This window comes from Antarctobacter jejuensis (assembly GCF_052266595.1).
Taxonomy (GTDB): Bacteria; Pseudomonadota; Alphaproteobacteria; order Rhodobacterales; family Rhodobacteraceae; genus Antarctobacter; species Antarctobacter jejuensis.
Genome location: NZ_JBQQXJ010000001.1, coordinates 362,956 through 387,218, shown reverse-complemented (window position 1 = coordinate 387,218; position 24,263 = coordinate 362,956). Strand labels below are relative to the sequence as shown.

The 24,263-nt window shown below is 63.9% G+C and carries 20 protein-coding genes; 11 read left to right on the top strand and 9 right to left on the bottom strand.

The window, feature by feature from the left end; all coding sequences use genetic code 11:
* Positions 1 to 70 precede the first annotated feature (70 nt).
* The gene (acnA, locus tag ACTXGA_RS01865; protein WP_443391406.1) at positions 71 to 2,830 is read right to left on the bottom strand and encodes an aconitate hydratase AcnA; all 2,760 of its coding nucleotides are present in this window, start codon (positions 2,828 to 2,830) and stop codon (positions 71 to 73) included.
* A gap of 288 nt (positions 2,831 to 3,118) precedes the next feature.
* Here acnA and ACTXGA_RS01860 point away from each other — a divergent pair, with 288 nt between their 5' ends.
* On the top strand, positions 3,119 to 3,814 hold the full coding sequence (locus ACTXGA_RS01860) for a DUF1223 domain-containing protein (protein WP_443391404.1): 696 nt from the start codon (positions 3,119 to 3,121) through the stop codon (positions 3,812 to 3,814).
* Here the strand turns inward: ACTXGA_RS01860 and ACTXGA_RS01855 are convergent.
* Both ACTXGA_RS01855 and ACTXGA_RS01850 read right to left on the bottom strand, forming a co-directional pair.
* Complete coding sequence (locus tag ACTXGA_RS01855) at positions 3,784 to 4,722, bottom strand: lysophospholipid acyltransferase family protein (RefSeq protein ID WP_443391403.1); 939 nt, start codon at positions 4,720 to 4,722, stop codon at positions 3,784 to 3,786. The genes ACTXGA_RS01860 and ACTXGA_RS01855 overlap by 31 nt on opposite strands.
* Before the next feature lie 75 nt (positions 4,723 to 4,797).
* Entirely contained in the window at positions 4,798 to 5,856 is a 1,059-nt protein-coding gene (locus ACTXGA_RS01850) for a FliG C-terminal domain-containing protein (RefSeq protein WP_443391401.1), read from the bottom strand.
* A 195-nt stretch (positions 5,857 to 6,051) separates the two neighbouring features.
* Here ACTXGA_RS01850 and ACTXGA_RS01845 point away from each other — a divergent pair, with 195 nt between their 5' ends.
* Positions 6,052 to 6,681: a response regulator gene (locus ACTXGA_RS01845; protein WP_443391399.1), complete on the top strand. Its 630-nt coding sequence runs from the start codon at positions 6,052 to 6,054 to the stop codon at positions 6,679 to 6,681.
* 63 nt (positions 6,682 to 6,744) lie between these two features.
* On the opposite strand, the gene ACTXGA_RS01840 is transcribed toward ACTXGA_RS01845, so the two are convergent.
* Both ACTXGA_RS01840 and purB read right to left on the bottom strand, forming a co-directional pair.
* Entirely contained in the window at positions 6,745 to 6,900 is a 156-nt protein-coding gene (locus ACTXGA_RS01840) for a carbohydrate-binding module family 14 protein (RefSeq protein WP_443391397.1), read from the bottom strand.
* Between the two features lie 150 nt (positions 6,901 to 7,050).
* Positions 7,051 to 8,355 carry an adenylosuccinate lyase gene (purB, locus tag ACTXGA_RS01835; RefSeq protein WP_443391395.1) on the bottom strand — a complete coding sequence of 435 codons (1,305 nt, stop codon included), beginning with the start codon at positions 8,353 to 8,355 and terminating at the stop codon, positions 7,051 to 7,053.
* Positions 8,356 to 8,512: 157 nt separating this feature from the next.
* Between purB and ACTXGA_RS01830 the strand changes: the two genes are divergently transcribed.
* Both ACTXGA_RS01830 and ACTXGA_RS01825 read left to right on the top strand, forming a co-directional pair.
* Positions 8,513 to 8,983 (top strand): DUF6314 family protein, encoded by a 471-nt coding sequence (locus ACTXGA_RS01830; protein WP_443391393.1) that lies wholly within the window; start codon positions 8,513 to 8,515, stop codon positions 8,981 to 8,983.
* 131 nt (positions 8,984 to 9,114) lie between these two features.
* Positions 9,115 to 10,416, top strand: coding sequence for a DUF3422 family protein (locus ACTXGA_RS01825; protein ID WP_443391392.1), 1,302 nt, complete (start codon positions 9,115 to 9,117; stop codon positions 10,414 to 10,416).
* Positions 10,417 to 10,515: 99 nt separating this feature from the next.
* On the opposite strand, the gene ACTXGA_RS01820 is transcribed toward ACTXGA_RS01825, so the two are convergent.
* The 4 genes from ACTXGA_RS01820 to ACTXGA_RS01805 all read right to left on the bottom strand — a co-directional run bounded on the left by ACTXGA_RS01820 (position 10,516) and on the right by ACTXGA_RS01805 (position 15,793).
* On the bottom strand, positions 10,516 to 11,568 hold the full coding sequence (locus ACTXGA_RS01820) for a YeeE/YedE family protein (protein WP_443391390.1): 1,053 nt from the start codon (positions 11,566 to 11,568) through the stop codon (positions 10,516 to 10,518).
* A 322-nt stretch (positions 11,569 to 11,890) separates the two neighbouring features.
* The gene (locus tag ACTXGA_RS01815) at positions 11,891 to 12,895 is read right to left on the bottom strand and encodes an ABC transporter permease (protein ID WP_443391389.1); all 1,005 of its coding nucleotides are present in this window, start codon (positions 12,893 to 12,895) and stop codon (positions 11,891 to 11,893) included.
* On the bottom strand, positions 12,888 to 13,997 hold the full coding sequence (locus ACTXGA_RS01810; RefSeq protein WP_443391387.1) for an ABC transporter permease: 1,110 nt from the start codon (positions 13,995 to 13,997) through the stop codon (positions 12,888 to 12,890). Before ACTXGA_RS01810 ends, ACTXGA_RS01815 begins: the two co-directional genes overlap by 8 nt.
* A gap of 95 nt (positions 13,998 to 14,092) precedes the next feature.
* Positions 14,093 to 15,793, bottom strand: a complete 1,701-nt coding sequence (locus tag ACTXGA_RS01805) for a peptide ABC transporter substrate-binding protein (protein WP_443391385.1) — start codon at positions 15,791 to 15,793, stop codon at positions 14,093 to 14,095.
* Between the two features lie 260 nt (positions 15,794 to 16,053).
* On the opposite strand from ACTXGA_RS01805, the gene ACTXGA_RS01800 reads away from it, so the two are divergent.
* From ACTXGA_RS01800 to ACTXGA_RS01770, 7 genes are all read left to right on the top strand, one after another.
* Complete coding sequence (locus ACTXGA_RS01800) at positions 16,054 to 17,895, top strand: ABC transporter ATP-binding protein (protein ID WP_443391384.1); 1,842 nt, start codon at positions 16,054 to 16,056, stop codon at positions 17,893 to 17,895.
* A gap of 12 nt (positions 17,896 to 17,907) precedes the next feature.
* Positions 17,908 to 18,300, top strand: coding sequence for a hypothetical protein (locus tag ACTXGA_RS01795; RefSeq protein ID WP_443391383.1), 393 nt, complete (start codon positions 17,908 to 17,910; stop codon positions 18,298 to 18,300).
* A gap of 2 nt (positions 18,301 to 18,302) precedes the next feature.
* The gene (locus ACTXGA_RS01790) at positions 18,303 to 19,190 is read left to right on the top strand and encodes an endonuclease/exonuclease/phosphatase family protein (protein ID WP_443391382.1); all 888 of its coding nucleotides are present in this window, start codon (positions 18,303 to 18,305) and stop codon (positions 19,188 to 19,190) included.
* 34 nt (positions 19,191 to 19,224) lie between these two features.
* Entirely contained in the window at positions 19,225 to 20,385 is a 1,161-nt protein-coding gene (gene argE / locus ACTXGA_RS01785) for an acetylornithine deacetylase (RefSeq protein ID WP_443391381.1), read from the top strand.
* Position 20,386: 1 nt separating this feature from the next.
* Complete coding sequence (locus tag ACTXGA_RS01780; RefSeq protein ID WP_443391380.1) at positions 20,387 to 21,745, top strand: NAD(P)/FAD-dependent oxidoreductase; 1,359 nt, start codon at positions 20,387 to 20,389, stop codon at positions 21,743 to 21,745.
* A 59-nt stretch (positions 21,746 to 21,804) separates the two neighbouring features.
* A complete protein-coding gene (locus ACTXGA_RS01775; RefSeq protein WP_443391379.1) occupies positions 21,805 to 22,974 on the top strand; it encodes a M20 aminoacylase family protein in 1,170 nt (389 codons plus the stop codon).
* Positions 22,975 to 23,096: 122 nt separating this feature from the next.
* Positions 23,097 to 24,263 carry a M20 aminoacylase family protein gene (locus ACTXGA_RS01770; protein WP_443391378.1) on the top strand — a complete coding sequence of 389 codons (1,167 nt, stop codon included), beginning with the start codon at positions 23,097 to 23,099 and terminating at the stop codon, positions 24,261 to 24,263.

Here is a 24,263-nt window from a genome sequence, read left to right as displayed (position 1 = left end):
GGCGGGCCGAATCCCGGGCATGAAAAAAGGGCGCCCGAAGGCGCCCTTTCTTGTAGGTTAATCGGTCAGATCATTCTGCCGCGATCGGCTCTTGCGCGAGGTTGCGCAGCACGTAGTGCAGAACGCCGCCGTGTTCGATGTATTCCACCTCGATGGCAGTATCGATCCGGCACTTCAGCGTGATCTCCTTGGTGGAGCCATCCGCCATGGTGATGGTGCAGGGCACCTCTTGCAGCGGCTGCACGGTGTCCAGACCGGTGATCGAAACGGTCTCTTCGCCGGTCAGGCCCAGCGATTTGCGGGTGTCGCCGCCGGTGAACTCGAACGGGATGACGCCCATGCCGACGAGGTTCGAGCGGTGGATACGTTCGAACGATTCCGCGATGACCGCCTTGACGCCCAGCAGGGCCGTGCCCTTGGCCGCCCAGTCACGCGAGGAACCCGCGCCGTACTGTTCGCCGCCGAAGATCACCAGCGGGGTGCCCTGATCCTTGTAGGCCATGGCCGCGTCGAAGATCGAGGTCTGGTTGCCGTCGGGGCCCTTGGTATAGCCGCCCTCGACGCCGTCCAGCATCTCGTTCTTGATGCGGATGTTGGCGAAGGTGCCGCGCATCATGACTTCGTGGTTGCCGCGACGCGAGCCGTAGGAGTTGAACTCGCGCTGGGGCACCTGACGCTCTGTCAGGTACTTGCCCGCCGGTGTGGTGTCCTTGAAGGACCCGGCCGGAGAGATGTGGTCGGTGGTGATCATGTCGCCCAAGAGGGCGAGGACACGCGCGCCTTCGATGTTGGTGATCTCACCCTTTTCCTTGCCCATACCCTGGAAGTAGGGCGGGTTCTGGATGTAGGTCGAGGTCGACGGCCAGTCATAGGTTTCCTGTTGCGGAACCTCGACGCCCTGCCATTTTTCGTCGCCCTTGAAGACGTCCGCATACTTGGACTGGAACGCCTCGCGGGTGACGGTTTCCTGCACCAGATCGGCGACTTCCTTTGTCGTCGGCCAGATGTCTTTCAGGTAGACGTCCTTGCCGTCCGGCGTCTGGGCGATCGGCTCGCTGGTGATGTCGATGTTCATGTCACCGGCCAGCGCGTAGGCCACGACCAGCGGCGGCGAGGCAAGGTAGTTGGCGCGCACATCGGGGCTGATACGGCCTTCGAAGTTGCGGTTGCCCGACAGGACCGAGGTGGCGATCAGGTCGTTGTCGTTGATGGCCTTCGAGATCTCGGACTGCAGCGGACCGGAGTTGCCGATGCAGGTGGTGCAGCCGTAACCGACGAGGTTGAAGCCGATCTTGTCCAGATCTTCTTGCAGGCCTGCGGCCTCCAGGTAGGCGGACACGACCTGCGAACCCGGTGCCAGCGAGGTCTTGACCCAGGGCTTGCGTGTCAGGCCAAGGGCCGCGGCCTTGCGGGCCACGAGGCCTGCGCCGATCATGACGTAGGGGTTCGAGGTGTTGGTGCAGGAGGTGATCGAGGCGATCACGACCGACCCGTCACGGAGTTCGTAATCTTCACCCTCGACCTTTGCGGTCTTGTGGATGTTGATCTGCTTGGTGGCGGCGGGGCCTTCGTCCAGCATGTCTTTGGCGTCGTCCGATACGTCGATACCGCGGAAGTCGGCGACAACCTTTTCAAAGGCCGACGCGGCGCCGGTCAGCGCTACGTAGTCCTGCGGACGCTTGGGGCCCGAGATGGCCGGAACGATGGTGCCCATGTCCAGCTCAAGCGTGTCGGTGTAGACCGGCGCATAGTCTGCGTCCCGCCACATGCCGTTTTCCTTGGCGTAGGCCTCGACCAGCGCGATGCGGTCCTTGTCGCGGCCCGTGTTGGTCAGGTAGCGCAGGGTTTCGTCGTCGATCGGGAAGAAGCCGCAGGTGGCGCCGTATTCGGGGGCCATGTTGGCGATGGTGGCGCGATCCGCCAGCGGCAGATGATCCAGACCTTCGCCGTAGAATTCCACGAACTTGCCGACAACGCCCTTGGCGCGGAGCATTTCCACGACCTTCAGAACAAGGTCGGTGCCGGTGGTGCCTTCCATCATGGCGCCGGTCAGCTTGAAGCCGATGACCTCGGGGATCAGCATCGAGATCGGCTGACCCAGCATCGCGGCCTCGGCCTCGATCCCGCCCACACCCCAGCCCAGAACGGCGGCGCCGTTGACCATGGTGGTGTGGCTGTCGGTGCCGACCAGCGTATCGGGGTAGGCGACCATGTCACCGTTCTGGTCAGTGTCGGTCCAGACGGTCTGCGACAGGTATTCCAGGTTCACCTGGTGGCAGATGCCGGTGCCCGGGGGCACAACGCGGAAGTTGTTGAACGCGGTCTGGCCCCACTTGAGGAAGGTATAGCGCTCCATGTTGCGCTCATACTCGCGGTCCACGTTCATCTGGAAGGCGCGCGGGTTGCCGAATTCGTCGATCATGACCGAGTGGTCGATGACCAGGTCGACGGGGTTCAGCGGGTTGATCTTTTGCGCGTCGCCACCCAGCGCCTTGATGCCGTCGCGCATCGCGGCAAGGTCGACCACGGCGGGAACGCCGGTGAAGTCCTGCATCAGCACACGGGCGGGGCGGTACGCGAGTTCACGGTCGCCTTTGCCGCCGTTCTTGGCCCAGTCGGAAAATGCCTTGATGTCATCGACGGTGACGGTCTTGCCGTCCTCGAAGCGCAGCATGTTCTCCAGCACCACCTTCAGCGCGGCGGGCAGTTTGGAAAACTCGCCCAGACCGGCCGCTTCGGCCGCCGGGATCGAGTAATAGGCGACGGTCTGGCCTCCGGCCTCGAGCGTCTTGCGCGTCTTGGCGCTGTCATGGCCTACGGTAATGGTCATGGGTACCTCCGATGGGGTGACGATATGCAGTGATTGCGCCCCTCTTGCCCCAAAGGGGGCGACTCGATCAAGGGGGGTGCGGCGTTTTTGTATACCGTCGCACACAATTTGCGGCACTTCGCTGCAATTCCAGTCTTGCGTGTTTGCGCAACCGGTGCAACGCCTGAGGAAGGTGCAGGCTCACCGACCCGTGAAACGCCTCACTTGCTCTCGCAAAACCTTGATTGGCGTTCGCAAACCGGGTTGGGTAGACCGCAAAGGCACACAAGAACCGGAGGCATCGGCCTTATGACCCGTATCACAGGCATTTTGGCCGCAGGCTGGATCGCGCTCGCTGGCGCGGCTGCGGCCGACACCTCTCCTGTGGTGGTCGAACTGTTCACCTCGCAGGGCTGTTCTTCCTGCCCGCCCGCGGATGCGATCCTTGCCGAACTGGGCGACCGCGAGGATGTGATCCCGCTGGCGCTGCACGTCGACTATTGGGATTACATCGGCTGGAAGGATGTTTTTGCCCAGCACGCCTTTACCCGCCGGCAAAAATCCTATGCGCGCACCGGCGGCTGGAAGATGATCTACACGCCGCAAATGGTGGTCAACGGGCAGGACGATGTCGTCGGGTCGCGCCCGATGAAGCTGGCCGCCCTGATCCGCAAGCATCTGGAGAAGGGCTCGCACGTCGATCTGCAGGTGTCACGGGACGGAGACGCGATTGCCATCCGGGCCGAGGCGACGGGCGCGCTGCGCCCCTGTGACATTCACATCGTGCGCTACATTCCGCGCAAGGAAGTCCAGATCGCGCGCGGCGAAAACGCCGGTCGCACCCTGTCCTATACTCATGTGGTGCAAAGCTGGGACGTGGCGGCGCGTTGGGACGGGCAGGGCGTCTATGAGGGCCGCGTGACCGTGGCGGCAGACCTGCCGGTGGTCGTGCTGGTGCAGGACCCGAAGAACGGTCACATCGTGGCGGCGGCGCGCTTGCGCTGACGTTTCATCTGGCGCTTGGGTTTCCAGCGCCGGTGAGTCCACATCCATTGCCCCGGATCGCGTTCGATCCACGCCTCCAGCCGGCGCGTTGCCTCTTTCATCATCTCGATCGGTTCGCCTTCGGCGATCGGCTCTTCGACGACGCAGTCGAATCCGTAGCCGTCCGGGCGGCGCACGCCGAAATAGGGGATCAGCAGCGCCCCGGTCTTGAGCGCGATCTCCGCAGGTGACAGGGCCGTGGGGGCGGGCTGACCCAGAAAGTCGATGGCGGGGCCGGAGCTTTCGAACACGTCGAAGGCCATGGCCGCCACGCCGCCCCCGCGGATGTATTTCAGCAGGTCCATCGTGCCGCGCCGTCCCTGTTCGAAAACCGGCTCGCAGACGTCCTTGTAGTTCTGGATATAGCGGGCGTTGGAATAGGGATTGGACAGCGGGCGCAACAGGCCCGCCACGGTGTAGCCGCGCGCGACCAGCGCGCTGCGGGCGCAGACCGGGTTGCCGTAGTGGCCCGACAACAGCAGCACGGGACGTCCGTCGGCCACCGCCTTTTCCAGCGCCGGCAGCCCCGGCCCTGTGACCGGGTAGGCGGCCCCGCGGCGTTTCATTTCCTGCGGGTCGTAATTCTCGATAATGGCGCGGCCCAGGTTGGTGATCGCCGCCTCGGCAATCTCGCGCTTTCGGGCGGGCGGCGTTTCCGGCCAGACGTGATCGATGTTCGCCTCGACCCGGTCGTACCAGCCCAGAAGCGGCGCAATGACCCGGCGCACGACCCATCCCACAAGGTTCAGCCGTGCGCGCACCGGCAACAGCCCGACAGAGCCGACAAGCACCCGCAAGGCCATATCGGACAGCCAGTCCTGCCAGCCGCCTTTGCTGCTGTCTTGTCCCGCCGCGTCGTTCTTGCCCACGTGTTGCACCCGTTTTCCGCCGATGGGCCTGTTCTAAGCAGGGCCAGCGCACTGGGCAAGGGGAGCGGCATGGCCTCAGTCGTCGGCGTTGGGGTCCACAAGCTCGATCTCGCCGACCTCGACCAGATCGCGGATCGCCGCGATAACCGCCGCCATGGCGCGTTCGCCCACTTTCGGTTTCACGCTGCCAAGGCCCTGCGCCTCTTCGCGGATATTGTCCGACAGGCGCTTGGACATGTTGGCGTACAGGAAATCCATCGTCTGGCGTTCGCCGTCACCGCCCTCTGCCGCGGCGGCCATTGCCGTGGCCAGCGTGGCGGCGTCCACGTCGCGGGTGATCTTGGGCACGTCCATCGGGTTCAGCCGTTCGGGAATATTGGCGAAGGTAAAGATCGCCTTGCGCACGGCCTCGGCAAATTGTGCATCTTCCTGTTCGAGGTTCTGCAGCAATTCCTCGCGGATGGTGGTGTTGGAATAGTTGAGGATGGCGCCAAGTCGTTCGTCGGGCCGTGCCTTGAACGCCTTGGGCGGCTCTGCGTCGATCTGCGCGGCCAGCGACAGGCCGATCCGGTCCACCGCGTCGGGCGTGACGCCGGTGGTCATCGACACCGCGTAGGAAATGCGCCGCGCCTTGTCGCCGGGCAGCTTGGCCAGCACCTGCGCCGCCTTTCCCACATCGATCTTCGACATCATGACGGCGGCGACCTCGGTGCTTTCGGAGAGCACCAGATCCTTGAGCCGGTCGATGTCCTGCCCGTTGATCCGCTGCCACGGATCGCCGGTTTGCCGCACACCGGCCTCCTTGCGCAGGCGCATGGCCGTGTGGGGATTGATCTTGCCATCCAGCGCGGTCAGCGCCCCGGCCATGTCGCCGGGAAAGGCGAGGCCGATGGATTCCAACTCGTTCGAAAACTCCTCGACCACGGTGTTCAGCGTATCGCGGTCGATGTAGCGCATGTTGCCCAGCAGCGTCGTCAGTTCGGCCTGGAATTCGTCCGGCAGGGCAGACAAGGGCACATCGGCGCCTTCGTTCAGCAGGAATTGCACGATGATGGCGGCCTTTGCCTTGCGGCTGAGGGGCGCTTTGCCCGGGCGAGGGGCGGTTGGGGCGGGAAGGGCGGCAAGGGCTGACATCCGGGCGACTCGACCTTTGGGGTGTTGCTTCGACCTCAGTGCTAGACCGACAAGGTTTCCGGCCCGTTAAGGCTGATGGATCGTTTCGATGCCGGAAGTGTCTGCAATTGATGGTAAAATACGGTGCGCTGTTAAGGCCCTGTTAGGCGGCAGGTCCACAGGCTCAACACCAATTCATTTTCGGAGGTGACGCCAATGCAGCCGCAACTGCGCCCCAATCCCGCAGACGGGCCATTGGAAAAGACGGTAACAACTTGCCTTGTTGTCGATGATGACACCTTTGATCGCCACATGATCAAGCGCTGCGTCACGCGCGACCGCCCCGATCTGCAGATGTACGAATGCGCCACCTTGGCAGAGGCGCGGGCGTTTCTTGATCAGGGCAAGTACGATCTGATCCTTCTCGACAACCGGATGCCGGATGGTCTGGGGGCGGACTTTGCGGAGGAACTGCACCGCGACGGCCGGATGCGCGATTCCATGATCTGTGTCGTCACCAACGATGATCCGCGCCTTTTGAGCGACGGCATCACCGCCCTGTCAAAGGATCACCTCAACACGCGCACCATCTGGGACATGGTCTCTGCCTTTCTGGAAGAGCGCGAAATCCTGCGCGATACGGAAAGCGCGCGACTGGTGGCGGATTTCAGCGACAGTCTGGGCAAGGATATGGCACCGGTTCTGTCGCGCATGTTGCGCACCCTGCGCATGGTGCGCGCGCGCGTGTCGCGCCGCGATCCGCAAAAGGCGCTGGATGAACTTGACCGGCTGGAAGAGATGCTGCTGGCGTTTTCGGACATGGTGGACCGCGACCAGCGGTCCTGACCCAAAAGGAAACGGGCAGCCGCAGGGCTGCCCGGTCTTCCTGTCAAAGGCGCCTGTGCGGCGTCAGCTCGACATCACCTTGCAGGTATTGGTGGCGGTGTCATAGACCATGCCTTCGGCGCAGGTCATGACCTGATCCGCGTGGCCGTTGCAGGCGGCAAGGGCCAGCGTCGGCGATACGACAAGAGCGGCCGCCGCAAGAATCATCTTAAGCTTCATCTTTCTCGTCCTCCTGATCGGATGGCCAGCAAGGTAGCACGCAGCCCGAAATCGTCCAAAAGAAAGTTGTCGGGGCGCAGGGGCGCGCGCAAGATCGTGACATCCCGCGCGCGATTATTGCTCAGTCTCTATGCGGAACGGCCGACTGCCTCAGTCGCCGAACACCCGGGCATAGATCGTGTCGACGTGCTTGGTGTGATAGCCAAGGTCGAACTTCTCGTTGATCTCTTCCTCGGACAGCGCGGCTCGCACCTCATCGTCGGCCAGCAGCTCCTCGCGGAAATCGGTCCGGTGGTCCCAGACCTTCATCGCGTTACGCTGCACAAGACGATAGGCGTCCTCGCGGCTGACTCCGGCCTGCGTCAGCGCCAGCAGAACCCGCTGCGACATGACCAGTCCGGGGAACTTGTTCATGTTGTCCAGCATGTTCTGCGGATAGACCAGCAGCTTGTCGATGACGCTGGTCAGACGGGCCAGCGCAAAGTCCAGCGTGATGGTGGCATCGGGGCCGATGTTGCGCTCGACCGAACTGTGCGAGATGTCACGCTCGTGCCAGAGCGTCACGTTCTCCATCGCGGGCACAACGGCCATGCGCACCAGACGCGCCAGACCGGTCAGGTTTTCCGTCAGGACCGGGTTCTTCTTGTGGGGCATCGCGGACGACCCCTTCTGCCCCATCGAGAAGAATTCCGCCGCTTCCAGCACCTCGGTCCGCTGCATGTGGCGGATTTCGGTTGCGACGTTTTCGATGGAGGAGGCGATCACGCCCAGCGTGGCGAAAAACGCCGCGTGGCGGTCGCGCGGGATGACCTGCGTGCTGATCGGTTCGGGGACAAGGCCCAGTTGGTCGCAGACATGTTCTTCGACCGCCGGATCGATATTGGCGAATGTACCGACCGCGCCGGAAATGGCACCCGTGGCGATTTCGGCCCGCGCGTCACGCATCCGGCTGAGGTTGCGGTCCATCTCGGCGTAGAAACGGGCAAAGGTCAGGCCCATCGTCGTGGGTTCGGCGTGAATGCCGTGGGACCGGCCGATGCGGACGGTGTCCTTGTGCTCATAGGCGCGACGCTTGAACGCCTCCAGCAACCCCTCCAGATCCTTGATCAGAATATCCGAGGCGCGCACCAGCTGCACGTTGAAACAGGTGTCCAGCACGTCCGAAGAGGTCATGCCCTGGTGGACAAAGCGTGCTTCGTCACTGCCCACATGCTCGGCCAGGTGGGTCAGGAAGGCGATGACGTCATGTTTGGTCTCACGCTCAATCTCGTCGATGCGGTCGATATCGAATTCGACGTCCTTGGCCTTCCAGACCGCTTCGGCGTTGGCCTTGGGGATCACCCCCAGATCGGCCATGGCGTCACAGGCATGGGCTTCGATCTCGTACCAGATGCGGAACTTGGTTTCGGGGCTCCAGATGGCGACCATCTCGGGGCGGGAATAGCGGGGGATCATGGCGGACCTCTCGTCTGGACTGCGGCGTGCGCTGCCATACGCCGCAAGCCTCGCGTCGGCAATGGGGCGGGGCGATTCCGCGACGATTGGGGGCAGTGGCGGTGCACCTTTTGGCCGGGTGCCGGGCAATCAGCAGCGTTTCCTGCAGGGGGCCGGCATGTTAGCCCTGCAAGATCGGGCGGGCAGCATCGGGACAGGTATGCAGGACAAACAGACGGCACGGGCACTCAGCGCGTTTCTGGGAAAGTGGGAAATCACGCGCCAGATCCGGCAGGACGATGGCGCAGAGGGGAGGTTCGAAGGCACGGCAGAGTGGCGCGCGGATGAGGACGGCGCGATCTATGTGGAGACCGGGCAATTCTGGCTTGCGGGGCAGGGACCGTTCCACGCAGAGCGGCGGTATCGCTGGGGGACGGACCTGACGGTGTATTTCGAAGACGGGCGGCTGTTTCATACTGTCCCGCCGCAGGGTGGCGACGTGGCGCATTGGTGCCCGCCGGATCAGTACGACGGCCATTACGATTTCTCCGGTTGGCCGGACTGGCACGTCACCTGGCGGGTGTTCGGCCCCCGCAAGGCTTACGCCAGCTTCACGCGCTACAGCCGGACGACACCGGTAAGCACATGATTCGGCGCAGATTCTGCGTGGCCGGTTCGGTATACGATGGCATTCCGGTAACGCTCTGAAACTATTTGATTTTTCGCCTTTACTTTGCACCTGCGGCATACCAGATTGCCGCCAATCACCGGAGCAGAGACATGCCGCCCATCCAGGATCACCCGCTGCGTTACAAGCTGGCCAATGAGTTGCACGCGCGCCCCTTTCCCTCGCTTACAGCGCCCTGCCGCGCGATGTTTCTTGCGGTCAAACAGCCCAAGGACGCCGCCTCACGTGATCGCAGCGCGGACCTGACGCATCTGATCGAGTTGCTGGACCGCTACGGAACCCCGCATCCGCAGCCGGGGGCCACGCATTACCAGGGGCAGATCGGCCAGCACCACCTGAAGTGGGAACAGCATACCGAATTCGTCACCTACACGGTCTTCATGCACGGGTTGGGCGAACGGCCTTTTGACCCGGCAGATTTCGACGTCTTCCCATCGGACTGGCTGGAACGCGCACCGGGCGTCCGGGTGACCTCGGCCATGCTCCGCGTCGAACAGCGGCCCGAAGACGACGAGGCGATCAGCCGGATGATCAACGACTGGCTGGTGCCGGAAAGCGTGGCGGTCAGTGACGTGATCGACAGTGATGCTGTTGTGGCGGGCGATTTCCGCATCGATCCGTCGGGCCATCAGCGGTTTGCGGTTTTTGCGCGGGACGGCGTCGGCCGCCGTCGCGTGGGGCGCATCGTGCAGCGGCTGTGCGAGATCGAGACCTACAAGGCGATGTCGATGCTGGGCTTTACGCGGGTGCGCGAAATCGGCCCCCGGCTGGGAGAGATCGACGCGGAGCTGACCCGTCTGATGCAGATCATGACCGAGGACGACGGGCTCGAAGAGCACACGTTGAAGGCCCTGCTGAAGGCTTCGGCGGAACTGGAAAGTCTGACGGCGCGGACGGCGTTCCGTCTGGGCGCGACCGGGGCCTATGAGGCCATTGTCGGTCAGCGGATCGAGGTCCTGCGCGAGGAGCGGTTCCTGGGGCGGCAGACGTTCAAGGAGTTCATGACGCGGCGCTACGATCCTGCCATGCGCACGGTCAAAAGCTCCGAGCGGCGTTTGGAGAACATGACAAACCGCGCCACGCGGGCTGCCGATCTGCTGCGAACGCGGGTCGAGGTTGGCCGCTCTGCCCAGAACCAGCTGTTGCTGGAGAGCATGGACAAGCGCGCGGAACTGCAGTTGCAATTGCAGAAGACGGTCGAGGGCCTGTCGGTGGTGGCGATCAGCTATTACGCGGTGTCTCTGGCAGGATACCTGCTGTACCCGGTGGCCGAGGTGCTTGGGTTGAGCAAGGGGACGATGACGGCCGTCGTGACTCTGCCGGTGGTCGCGATCGTCTGGCTGATGATCCGGCGTATACGGCACCATGTAGAAGGCAGCGGCCCCGATCTGTAACCGGATCTGAGACGGGTTTCGCCCCGCTTGCGCGGGTCGACCGGCGCGCGCCCGTCGGGCGCGCGAAGGGATTCACCAGTAAATAGACCCCTTGGAGGGTTATTCGGCCGGTTGCAGGGCTGCGCCGCGCGGGGCGGCGGTGAGCGCGGCATTGGTCAGCAGCGCGCCAGCGGCGATGGCGCCGATGGCCAGCAAGGCTGCGATGGAGAGCGTCGGAACCCCGGAGAGGCCCGCGCCCACGGTGCAGCCACCGGCCAGCACGCCGCCGACACCCATCAGCGTGGCACCGGCGAGGTAGCGGCCTGTTTCCCGCGGCGAGGAAAAGCTTTGCCACTGGAACCGGCGCGCGGCCAGCGAGGAGAACAGGGCGCCCAGCAGCACGCCGCCGATCAGGCCAGCGCCGAACCCAGCCGGGATCGAGGTGGAAGCAACGGTGAAGAACAGCGTATCGGCCCAAGTCGAGGTAAAGGCGAGGCTTTCCATCGCGATCGGGTCGAAGTCGTCATAGAGGACAAAGCCGGTGCCGACCCATCCCAGCGGAACAAGCAGGCCAAGCAGGGCCGCCCCGATCAGCATCAGCGGGCTGTTGCCCGAGCGCAGCGCATAGGCCAGCGCCGCAATCGCCAGCAGCCCGGACCAGAGCAGCGCGCCGCCGGGCAGGGCGGCGAGGCTGACGGTGTCGCCCAGCGGCAGTGTCGGTTCCGCCAATGTCAGGCGCACCGGGGCGAGCACGCCCTTCAGGGTGGCATGGGCGACAACGGCAAAGACCGCCAGCACGGTCAGGGCGCGCAGGTTGCCGGAGCCGGTCAGCACCGTCAGGCGCGAGACGCAGCCGCGCGTCAGCACCATACCCGCGCCAAACAGGGCGCCGCCCACAAGGATCGCGGCATAGGGCAGATCGGCGGCCATGAAACGGTGATCGTCGAAACTGATCCACTCCATTGCCACGGCGCCTTGCGTGCCGAGGATGGCCACAGCCAGTGCGGTCAGCCAGACGCCAAGGGCGGCGCGGCGATCCTCTCCGACGAGGCCGCGGCGAAAGCAGAAGCGCGTGCGCTCGGCCAAGAGGCCAAAGGCCGCCCCAAGGATCAGTGCGAACCAGACCACCGCCTGTGGCGCGGTCAGGTTTTCGAAGCCCAGTGATTCATACATGGCAGCCTCCGGAAAACGTGAATCGGGATTTTGTTCCAAATGAGGAGGTTGCCGTCGCTTGGCAAGGGCATGATCTATGTGGCGAGGCAGAGTATCCGGAACAACGTTCTGGAATTTTCGGATGCGAGAGAATGAGGGGCCCGATGGTTCGCCCAGGCCCTGTGACGGCTGTTCGCGTGGCGGGCGGCAGGGCCATATCTCATTCTTTTTTACAAACTGGCGGAATGAGGAGGGATCCGGGCAACTGGAAGCCAAGCGGAAAGCGCCCCAAAAGACGAAGGGCGGCCCGTTTCCGAACCGCCCCTCTTGCCGTTTGCTCTGTTCAGCGTCCTCTGATCCGCGGGTCCAGCGCGTCGCGCAGACCGTCACCAAGGTAGTTGACCGACAGCACCGTCAGCGAAATGGCGATCCCGGGCAGCAGGACGCGTTCGGGGAATTCCTCCATCCGCACCACCGCATCGGCCAGCATCTTGCCCCATGTGGGGAAGTCCGAGGGGAAGCCGACGCCAAGGAAGCTCAGCGCCGATTCCGTGATGATGGCGGTGGCCAGCCCCAGTGCGGCCGAGACCATGATGGGCGACAGCACGTTGGGCAGCAGGTGACGGCGGATGATCTTGCCCTGCGTGGTGCCGATCGACCGGGCGGCCAGAACGAATTCGCGTTCCTTGATGGCAAGGATATCGCCGCGCACGATGCGCGCCGTCGGCATCCAGGAAGTGATCGCGATCATGGTCACGATCAGGATGAACATCCCGCCTTCCAGCCCGAAATTCGCACTCAGCGGTTGTCGGAACAGGGTCACGGCCAAAAGCAGCAAAGGCAGGATCGGCAAGGACAGGAACAGGTCCGTCATCCGCATAAGGGGGCCGTCTAGCCGTCTGAAATAGCCCGCCGTGACGCCCACGGCGGTGCCGATCACAAGGCTGAGGATCATCGCCGCCCAGCCCACGGCCATCGACGCCCGTCCGCCCGACAGCATCTGGGCCAGTTGGTCGCGGCCCAGTTGGTCAGACCCCAGTGGTTTCAACCAGCCGGTCTTGGCGTCCGAATCCCACAGCGCCACGTAGATCGGGCGGAAATTCTTGTTGCGGATATCGGTCTTGGTCGGATCCGCGTCCCAAAGGAAGGGGCCGACCAGAACCGCGAGGGTGATGAAGGTCAGGAACCCAAGGCCGAACATCGCGCCCTTGTGCTTGCGGAACTGGTCCCAGACGTCCTTGCCGCGAGAGCGGGGCGGCTTGGAAGGTTCCTTGTCCTTGAGCGCCTCGATCGCCTGAAGGGGCGCGTTTTCGCCAAGGATGACGTCGTTCTGCGGGCTGTCAGTCATAGCGGATCCTCGGGTCGAGCAGGCCGTAGAGGATGTCGGCGATCAGGTTGAAGAGCACGATCAGCACGGCGAAGATGAAGGTCAGGGTCATGACACCCGGCAGGTCGTTGGCAAACAGCCACGTGATCAGCAACTGGCCGATGCCATTCACGCTGAACACGTTCTCGGTGATGATGGCACCGCCAAAGATCGACGGCACCCCCAGCGCGATCACGGTCACCACCGGGATCATCGAGTTGCGGACGACATGAGAGGTGACGACAACCGCCTCTGACAGCCCTTTGGCACGCGCGGTGCGGACATAGTCCTGTCCAAGGTTGTCCAGAGTAGAGGCGCGCATGTAGCGGCTGAGCTGGGCAGTGATCTGGAGCGCCAGCACCATGACGGGCATGATCATCTGGTTCAGCTGCACCTTGAAGCTATCCCAGTCGTTGACGACATGGGTGGTGTCATATTTCGACGGGAACCAGCCAAGCTGCACGGCAAAGATCACGATCAGCAGCGGCCCGGTGAAGAAGGGGGGGATCGAAAAGCCGATCATGGTGACAAAGGTGCCGGACTGGTCGAAGATCGAATACTGCTTGTAAGCGGAGTAGACGCCCACCGGCAGCGCGATGAGGATGGCGACGACATAGGCGGTGCCCACCACCCAGAGCGTCTGCGGAATCCGCTGGATCACGATGTCCATCACCGGCGACCGGGTCTGCCAGGAAATCACGCGCTGATCCTGCACCAGCACCTGCAAAACGCCATCGACCTCGCGGATACGGCCCGCGTCGGTCAGCGTGGTCAGCTGGTTTTCACTCAACGGGGTGACCGGAACCTCCCAGTGCCACGCGAATTGCGTACCGAACATCCAGTCGACAAAGACCTTGGGTTCGATCCAGAACATCTGGACCAGCCATTTCCAGTACTGCACGAGTGGTGGCTCGCCGAGGCCAAGTGCTTGTCGCATCTTTTCCTTGACCTCCGGGGGCACGGTCAGCGGGACCTGCGCCATCGGGTCGCCGGGGGCGAGTTGCAGCAGCATGAAGATGACAAAGCTGATGAAGAGAAGCGTCGGGATCGAGAGGATCAGACGGCGTGTCGCAAATGAGAGCATCGGCGCCTCAGATTTTGCGGCCTTGTGGCCGAAGGGGGCAGGCCGGGGGATACCCGGCCTGCGGAGGGGGCGCCGCGGCGCCCCGGCTCAATGGGTCAGCCGCCGATCCGGTACCAGTCGGCAACGTTCCACAGCTCGGAGTCCCAGACGTTCAGCTTGACGCCGCCAAGGCTGTTGGCATGTGCCGACAGACGGCCACGGTGAACCAGCGGGATCATCGCGCCACGCTCGAACGCCATGCGCGACAGTTCCTTGCCGATGCGCGAACGCTCGGCCATGTCGGCGGTCTCGGTCAGCTGCTTGTGGAGGGCGTCGTATTCCTCGTCGCAGAAGCGGGAGATGTTCTCACCCTGCCACTGGGTTTCCGGACGCGGAGCCTTGTCGCACAGACCGTTGCCAAGGTAGGCCTGCGGGTCGGTGCCGTTGAAGGTGTTGGCGTACATTTCCACGTCGGCATAGAACTTTTGGAAGGTGTCCGGCGAGCCGGCGTCCCCACCAAAGAAGACCGAGGCGTCGATGGAGCGCAGTTCGACTTCCATGCCGATCTGTTCCCACCATTCCTTGATCAGAGCCTGAAAGTCCTGACGGACGGCGTTGACAGAGGTCTGGTAGACAATCGACAGCGGCACACCATCCTTTTCGCGGATGCCGTCACCATCGGTGTCGACGATTCCCGCGGCGTCCAGCATTGCCTTGGCGCCATCGATGTCCTGCACGTCACAGCCTTCGATATCTACGGCAAAGGCCGCCGGAGCCGGGACCCAGGAACAGGACACGCGACCGGCCTGACCGTAGCCGACTTCGACCAGCAGCGGGCGGTCGATGGCCATCGACATCGCCTTGTAGACTGCCGGATCGCTCAGGAACGGGTGCGGGCGAATGACCGAACGCTCATCCGGGCCAAGTGCCGGATCGGGGTTGGCGTTGTTCAGCATGATGCGTTCCAGCAGCGGGCCAAAGCCTGCGACCGGCACACCCTTGCCGCCTTGTTCCATCTTGGAGATGACGTCGGGCGCAAGCTGCAGGTTCCACGCGTAGTCGAATTCGCCGGTTTCCATGACAGCGGTGCCCGCCGCAGCGGCCGTGCCGCCACCCTTGAAGGTCACGCTGGCGAAGGCCGGCTTGGCCGGGTCACGGTAGTTGTCGTTGGCGACCATGGTGATCACGTCGTTCGGTTTGAACTCGGTGACCACAAAGGGGCCGGTGCCGATCGGGCCAAAGTTTTCATCGGTGCAGGTCGAGGCAGCCGCGCCGACGCAGCCTTCGAACTGGGCCTTCTGCAGGATCGGGCTTTCGCCGCCCACAAACGGGCCGTAGGGGTTGGGGGTCGCGCCGCCGAAGGTGACGACAACGGTGGTTTCGTCCGGCGTCTCGACAGAGGTCACACCCTCGAATTTGGTCAGCTGCGCACAGCCGCCTTCGGGATGGGTGCAGTATTCATAGGTGAACTTCACGTCTTCGGAGGTGAAGGGCGTGCCGTCCGACCACAGGATGCCGGGCGTGATCTTCCATGTGATCTGGGTCAGCTCGGCATTGACGCCACCGTTTTCCACGGTGGGGATTTCCTCAACCAGCCAGGGAACCAGCTCGCCCATTTCGTTGTAGCGTGCCAGCGGCTCGATGATCATCGACGAGGATTCGACATCTTTGGTGCCGCCCGACAGGAACGGGTTCAGGATCGAGGGCGCCTGCCAATACAGGATCTTCACCTCGCCATCCGAACCGCGCTCGGCGAATGCGGCAGGCGCAAACGCCATCGCGGCCACAGCCCCGAGCATCAGGGTCTTGAGTTTCATAACGTCACTCCATGTTGGTCTCGACCGGCTTAGTCCGGTCCTTTGGATTGTGGTGGGGAGGATTCAACAGATGGACCGGGCGTTGCAACCGCTTCGTTCCATAGATGTACCGCAAACCCCACTCACCGCCCATCGAACGCATAACATGCGCAAATTGCAAGCGTTGCCTAACGTAAAAGCATCCGCCCCCTTTACAGGCTCCGTGGCCTGCCCATAGCCTCGGCAATCAAACCACTGGCAAACCACGGGGAGCGCGGGACATGCTGGACATGCCGACGGGGACGTCGAAGGGGCCGATCGCACGGATCGAAAAGCTGCGGGTCGAGTTCCAGACCAAGGACGGACCGGTTCTGGGCGTCGAGGATGTCAGTTTTGACATCGGTCCCGGAGAGACCGTCTGTGTTGTGGGCGAATCCGGGTCGGGCAAGTCGGTGTCGTCGCTGTCCCTGATGCGGCTGGTGGAATATGGCGGCGGCGACATCGCCGGTGGGCGGCTGCTGTTCGACCGCAAGGAAGGCGGCGAGGTCGATCTGCGCACGCTGGACCAGAAACATATGCGCAGCATTCGCGGCAACGAGATCGGGATGATCTTTCAGGAGCCGATGACCGCGCTGAACCCGGTGTTCACCGTGGGAAAACAGCTGACAGAGGGGCTGCGGGTCCATCGCGGCATGTCCAAAAAGCAGGCCGATGACCGCGCAATCGAACTGCTGCGCGAGGTGCGAATCCCCGAACCCGAACGCCGTTTGACGCAATATCCGCACGAACTTTCCGGCGGCATGCGCCAGCGCGTGGTGATCGCCATGGCCATGGCCTGCAAGCCGCGTCTGCTGATCGCGGATGAGCCGACCACCGCGCTGGACGTGACCATTCAGGCCGAGATTCTGGCGCTCATGGACCGATTGAAGCGGGAAACCGGGACGGCGGTGATGTTCATCACCCACGACATGGCCGTGGTGGCACAGATGGCCGACCGCGTGATCGTCATGTTCCGCGGCAACAAGGTCGAGGAAGGGCCGGTCGAACAGATCTTCGAGCATCCGCAGCACCCCTATACAAAGGCGCTCTTGGCCGCAGTGCCCAAGCTGGGAGAGATGACGGGCAAGGACCTGCCCGAACCGATGAAGCTGGTAGGCCGTTCCGATCAGGATCTGCGTCCGATCCCAGGCACCGACCAGCCGCTTTTGACGGTCGAGGGGCTGACAACGCGTTTTCCGGTCAAGGGCGGCTTTTTCCGCCGCACCGTGGCCAATGTTCACGCGGTCGAAGACGTGTCCTTTGTCCTAAACAAGGGTCAGACGCTCAGTCTTGTGGGCGAATCCGGCTGCGGCAAATCCTCTGCCGGGCGGTCGATCCTGCGGCTGGTCGAACCGCTGTCGGGCAAGATCGACCTTGATGGCAAGGACATCATGAGCCTTGGGACCGAGGCGCTGCGCGAGGCGCGGCGCGACATGCAGATGATCTTTCAGGATCCCTTTGCCTCTTTGAACCCGCAGTTGCAGCTTGCCGATCAGGTGGCCGAGCCGATCCACAACTACGGCATCGAAAAAGGGCAGGCGGTGATGGACAACGTCGCGCAGCTGTTCGACCGGGTCGAACTGCCGCGCAGCTTCATGCGCCGTTATCCGCACGAACTGTCCGGCGGTCAGCGGCAGCGGATCGCCATCGCCCGCGCACTGGCCCTGCGCCCGCGTCTGATTGTGGCTGATGAGGCGGTTTCCGCACTGGACGTTTCGGTGCAGGCGCAGGTCATCAACCTGATGATGGAGCTGCAGGCGGAACTGGGGCTGGGCTATCTCTTCATCAGTCACGACATGGCGGTGGTCGAACGGGTCAGCCACCGCGTCGGTGTCATGTACCTTGGCCGGATCGTTGAACTGGGACCGCGCCGCGCCGTGTTCGAAGACCCGCGCCATCCCTATACGCAGGCCCTGATGAAGGCGGTTCCCATCGCTGACCCGCGCAAGCGCAAGTCCGAAAAGGACCTGAAATTCAAACCGATTCCCTCGCCGATCCATCCGATTGACTATGAGCCCGAGCCCTCGCGCTATGATGAGGTCAGCCCGGGCCATTTTGTCCTGACCACGGACAGCGGTTACTGACCGGGGCAGGGGATGGCGGCGCTGATCCGGATCTACCGCTTTGACGGTCCGCCGCCGCCGTCGCCCGATGACCCCTCGCTGGGGGACCGGTTCGGGATCGAGGATCTGCTGCCGCCCAATCCGGCCTGTGCCTTCGATGGGGCAGAGGATATCCGCACGGTGTTTGACCGGCACCTGCCGGGGATTCAGTGGAACGAGCGGGGAAACGGGTTCTTTCGGCGCGGCGGGTTCCAGATCCAGATCCTGATGCCCAGCCGCGATCAGCCCTATATCAGCCTGTCGATCGACGATTACGGCGCGGCGGCGCAGGTGCTGCGCGCCGTCGAATCGGACAGGCCAGATTGGTACACGGAGTGGTTTGACGGCAAATGGTTGCGCGATACGCCGGTCCCGGAGGGCGGCTGATCATGCGCGCGGCCGTCCGGTTGATTGCCGCGCTGTCGGGCTTGTTACTGCTGACGGGGTGTGCCGCACCGTCCCGTCCGCCGCACCCCGCGCCCGATGCGCTGCGCATTGCCACTCACAACGTCCATTTCATCCGCATGACAAAGGCGCGCGGCCCGTGGTCCCTTTCCGATTGGGAGGACCGCAAACATGCGCTGGATGCGGTGTTCAAGGAGACGGATGCGGACCTTGTCGCCTTTCAGGAAATGGTCAGCATCGGCCCGGACGATAACCGCGATGTGAACCTTGCCCGCGACTGGCTGTTGTCGCGCAATCCCGGGTACGGGGTGGCCGCCAGCGGCGACTGGCGACGCTTTCCAACGCGACAGCCGATCTTCTACCGAACCGACAGGCTGCGGCTGCGCGATCATGGGTGGTTCTTCCACGACCCTCCCGATGTCGTGGCGCGGGAAAAACGCAGACGCGGGTTCTGGATCTATCATGCCACCTGGGCCGAGTTCGAAGACCGTGGCGGGCAAGTCTTTCGCGTCTACAACGTGCATTTCCATTTCTTCGACGCCCTCAAACGCCGCCATGCGGCAGCCCGCGTTGCGGATCATGCCGCCCCGGCGCTGGCGGACGGCATGCCGGTGATCGTGATGGGCGATACGAATTCCTTTATGCGGTGGACCCCGGTACGGACCCTGCAAAGGGCCGGCCTGACACTGACCGACCCCAATGGGGCGAGCTTTCATTTCAATCGGGGCCTGCACCTGTTGCCCGCCCTCGACCGCATCCTGCACAGCCCGCAGGTGACGGTTCTGAACGGTCCTTGGGCAGTGCGGGGCAGGCGGGCGGGGGACTGGCCATCGGATCACTACCCCGTGGTTGCGGACATCCGGCTGCCGTGACAGGGATACGCACACCAACACAAAGAGGTCCCCGATGCCCGAGGTGCTGTCCCCGCGCGCCCTGCTGGATAAGCTGGTCAGTTTTCCCACCGTCAGCCGCGACATCAACCTGCCGCTGATCGACTGGGTGCAGGCCTATCTGGCCGGGCACGGCATCACGGTCCACCGTCATGTCAAACCCGATGAGCCGGAAAAGGCAGCGCTTTTCGCCCATGTGGGGCCGGAGATCGAAGGCGGGGTGATTCTGTCGGGGCACACGGACGTGGTCCCGGTGGACGGGCAGGAGTGGTCCACCGATCCCTTCACCGTGACCGAAAAGGACGGCAAGCTTTTCGGCCGCGGCACAACGGATATGAAGGGCTTTGACGCTTTGGCGATCTGGGCGCTGGTCGAGGCGCAAAGGCGCGGTGTCACCCGGCCCTTGCAGATCGCGCTGTCCTACGATGAGGAAATCGGCTGCGCCGGGGCCCCGCCGCTGATCAAGGCGATGCAGGTGCTGCCCCGCGCATCGGATGTGATCGTCGGCGAACCCACAATGATGAAGGCGGTCACAGGCCACAAGGGCGGCGTGACCTATTGGGTGCATGTGCACGGCTTCGAAGTCCACAGCTCGCTTTTGCACACCGGCGTCAGCGCGATCATGTGGGGGGCCAAGATGATCGATTGGGCCAACCAGATGAACGCCACACTGTCGGCGGCAGCGCCCGTCGGCATGGCCGGTCTGTTCGACCCGCCCTACACCAACGTGCATGTCGGGCAGATCCACGGTGGCACCGCCCACAACATCGCCGCCAAGGACTGCGAGTTCGGTTTCGGCTATCGCGTGGTGCCGGGTGAAACGCTGGATCAGTGGCGCCGCCTGACCGAAGAAAAGGTGGCGGAGCTGACCAAGGGCATGCAGGCGATCCGCCCCGAGGCGTGGATCGAGGTGACCGAGAAGTTCAGCCTGCCGCCCTTTGCGCCGGAAGAGGACAACACCGCCGAGGGGCTGGTGCGCCAGATCACCGGCGACAATTCCGAAAACTTTGTGAGCTACGGCACCGAGGCCAGTCATTTTCAGGTGGCGGGCTACAAGGCCGTGGTCTGCGGCCCCGGCAGCATCACCGTGGCGCATCAGCCGGATGAATACATCACGCTGGCGCAATTCGACGAGGGGCGGCAGTTCATGCAGCGGTTGCTGGAGCGGTTGGCCTGAGATGGCACGTGAACCGGTGACAATCCCCTTTCGCGCTGCTGGTGCCCTGACGTTTCGGGATGACCTGCCCGAGGCGGCGGATCTGGTGGTAATCGGCGGCGGCGTGATTGGCGTTTCGGCGGCACTGTTCGCCGCGCGGCGTGGGCTGCGGGTAGTCCTGCTGGAAAAGGGCCGGGTCGCCGCGGAACAGAGTTCGCGCAACTGGGGCTGGATCCGCGTGCAGGGGCGCGATCTGGCCGAGATTCCGATCGCGCTGGAGTCGCAGCAGTTGTGGCAGGATCTGGATCGCGATTGCCACGGGCGTCTGGGCGTCAAGACGGTGGGCGTGACCTACCTGGCGCACCGCGAATCGGAGATGGCCGGTTTCGAAGGTTGGCTGCAGGCGGCGCGGCCACTAGGCGTCAGCTCTGAATTGCTGGGCCGCGAGACCATGTTGCGGCGTCTCGGGTTGCCGCGCGCGCCTTGGATCGGGGCGCTGCATACGCCGACGGACATGAAGGGCGAGCCTTGGGTCGCGGTGCCGGAACTGGCGCGGTTGGCGCAGGCCGAGGGCGCGCTGATCCGGGAACATTGCGCGGTGCGCGGGCTGGACCGGCAGGCAGGCCGGGTGACGGGCGTCGTCACAGAGGCAGGCCGGATCCGGGCCGGGGCGGTGGTGCTGGCAGGGGGCGCGTGGTCCTCGCTCTTCCTGCGGCGGCACGGCGTGGATATTCCGCAATTGTCAGTGCGGTCGACCGTGGTGGCGACACAGCCCTTGCCGCAGGTGGTGGACACGGCGGCGGTGGATGATCGGCTGGCCTTTCGCGCGCGCGCCGATGGCGGCTACACACTGGCGCCCGCCGCCTTTGGCGAGCTTTACCTTGGTCCGGACCTGTTGCGTCACGCGCGGCATTACCTGCCGCTGGCCATGTCGGGTGAATTTGACGTTCATCCGCGCCCGCCGCAGCCGCGCGGATGGCCCGATGCCTTTTCCACGCCGCGCCACTGGAGCGCGGCAGAGGTCAGCCCCTTTGAGCGGATGCGCATTCTGGATCCCGGCCCGAACGAGGCAAAAGTGGATGAGATCACAGAGCGGTTCGCGACGATCTATCCGGCGGTCGGGCGGGTGGTCCCGCGCGGCACCTGGGGCGGCATGATCGATGTGCTGCCTGATGTGGTGCCGGTTGTGGACCGGGTCGCGCAACTGCCCGGCCTGACCGTTGTCACCGGCATGTGCGGGCATGGCTTTGGCGCGGGGCCGGGTTTTGGCCGGATTGCCGTGGATCTGGCGACAGGGCGCGATCCGGGGCATGATCTGACGCGGTTCCGCATGGGACGGTTCTTTGACGGCTCAAGGCTGGTGCCCGGTCCCAACCTCTGACGCCGCTTGCCGTGGGGCATGCGGGCTGTCACGCTGGTCACAGCCAAGGGGGCCATGTCATGCCGATCAAGAACCGCATTGCCGAATGGCAAGAGGACCTGACCGCGCTGCGTCAGGACATCCACCGAAACCCGGAATTACGATTTGAGGAGCACCGAACCGCCGCGTTGGTGGCGGAAAAGCTGCGCGCCATGGGATGCGATCTGGTCCGCGAAGGCGTGGGGCAGACCGGGGTCATTGCCGTGATCCGCGGGCGTAGCGACGCGACCGGGCGCGTCGTGGGGTTTCGCGCCGACATGGACGCGCTGCCGATCCATGAACAGACAGGTGCGGATCATGCCTCGACCATCGCGGGCAAGATGCATGCCTGCGGTCATGACGGTCACACAACCATGTTGCTGGGGGCGGTGCGCTATCTGGCAGAGACCCGGAATTTCGACGGAACGGTCGTGGCGCTGTTTCAGCCCGCCGAAGAGGGCGGTGGCGGCGCAAAGGCCATGCTGGCCGATGGGGTGTTCGACGAGTTTGACGTGCAGGAGGTTTACGGTCTGCACAACTGGCCCGGCGTGCCGGTGGGCGAGTTCCGGACGCGGGCCGGACCCTTTCTTGCCGCCAATGACAAGTTCGAAATCGTGGTGACGGGCAAGGGCGGCCACGGGGCGATGCCGCATCTGGCGCGGGACACCAATCTTGCCGCCGCGCAGATCGTCATGGCCCTGCAGAGCGTGGTGTCGCGCGCCATCGACCCACAGCACCCGGCGGTCGTGACGGTCGGCGGCATCCGGTCGGACACCTACGCCTACAATGTTCTGCCGGATACCGTGCGCCTGATCGGCACGATCCGCTTTTACCACCCGGAGGACCGCGCGGTGATCGACAGCCGTATGGAGGAGATCGTAACCGCCTCCGCCGCCGCGCATGGATGCCGGGCCGAGTTGATCTTTCACGGTGGGGTCAACGCGCTGGTGAACACGGCGGAAAACGCCCGCATTGCTGCGGATGTGGCAGAGGCGGTCTCTGGCCGGGTGCAGCGCGATGTTGCCCCCGTGATGGGCAGCGAGGATTTCGGCGACATGCTGGCCGCGCGCCCCGGCGCCTTTCTGTTTCTTGGCAATGGCGAGGACAGCGCCGACCTGCACAACCCGGCCTATGATTTCAATGACGCGCTGATCCCGGTGGGGGCCAGTTTCTTTGCCGAGATGGCAGAGCGCCGGATGCCCATCGGCTAGGCGCGCGACCCCTTATTTGACCGAAAGGTCAAAATAATCAGAACCCCGTCGCGTCCCGTCTTGCGCAGGTCTCTGCGCGCTGGCAGGGTCGCGCCATCATACCATCACAAGGAGAGCAAACGATGCCGGTCAAGAACCGCTTTGCAGAACTGCAGGACGAGATCACCGCCTGGCGGCGGGACCTCCACGAGAACCCTGAAATCCTTTTTGAAACCCATCGAACCTCGGCCATGGTGGCGGAAAAGCTGAAGGATTTCGGCTGTGACGAGGTTGTTACGGGCATTGGCCGGACCGGCGTTGTCGGTGTCATCAAGGGACGCGGCACCGGGTCGGGCAGGGTGATCGGATTGCGGGCCGACATGGACGCGCTGCCGATCCATGAACAGACCGGGCTTGATTACGCTTCCAAAACCGATGGCGCGATGCATGCCTGCGGTCATGACGGCCATACCGCCATGTTGCTGGGCGCTGCCAAGTACCTGTCGGAGACCCGCAATTTCGACGGCACGGTCGTGGTAATCTTTCAGCCCGCCGAAGAAGGCGGCGGCGGCGGCAAGGAGATGTGCGACGACGGCATGATGGAGCGTTGGGGCATTCAGGAAGTCTATGGCATGCACAACTGGCCGGGCCGTCCGGTCGGCTCTTTCGCGATTCGCGAAGGCGCGTTCTTTGCAGCCACCGACCAATTCGAAATCCATCTCGAAGGGCGCGGAGGCCACGCGGCCAAGCCGCATGAGACCGTGGACACTACGGTCATGGCCTCGCAACTGGTGCTCAGCCTGCAGACCATCGCCTCGCGCAATGCCGATCCGGTGGATCAGGTGGTGGTCTCCGTGACCTCGTTTGAAACCTCGTCCAAGGCGTTCAACGTGATCCCGCAGCGGGTCCACATCAAGGGCACCGTGCGCACCCAGTCCAAGGAAATGCGCGCGCTGGCAGAAGAACGTATTCAGGCGATTGCGGCAGGCGTGGCGGCGACCTTTGGCGGCACAGCCGATGTGACCTACCACAAGGGCTATCCGGTCATGGTCAACCACCCCGAGCAGACCGAGTTCGCCCGCGAAGTGGCCAAGGCCGTGTCCGGCGGCGTCGAAGAGGCCGAACTGGTCATGGGCGGCGAGGATTTCGCCTATATGCTGGAGGAACGTCCGGGGGCTTATATCCTTGTCGGCAACGGCGACACGGCGATGGTCCATCATCCGGAGTACAACTTCAACGACGAGGCGATTCCTGCAGGCTGCTCGTGGTGGGCCGAGATCGTCGAACGGCGGATGCCGCTGGCGTCCTGA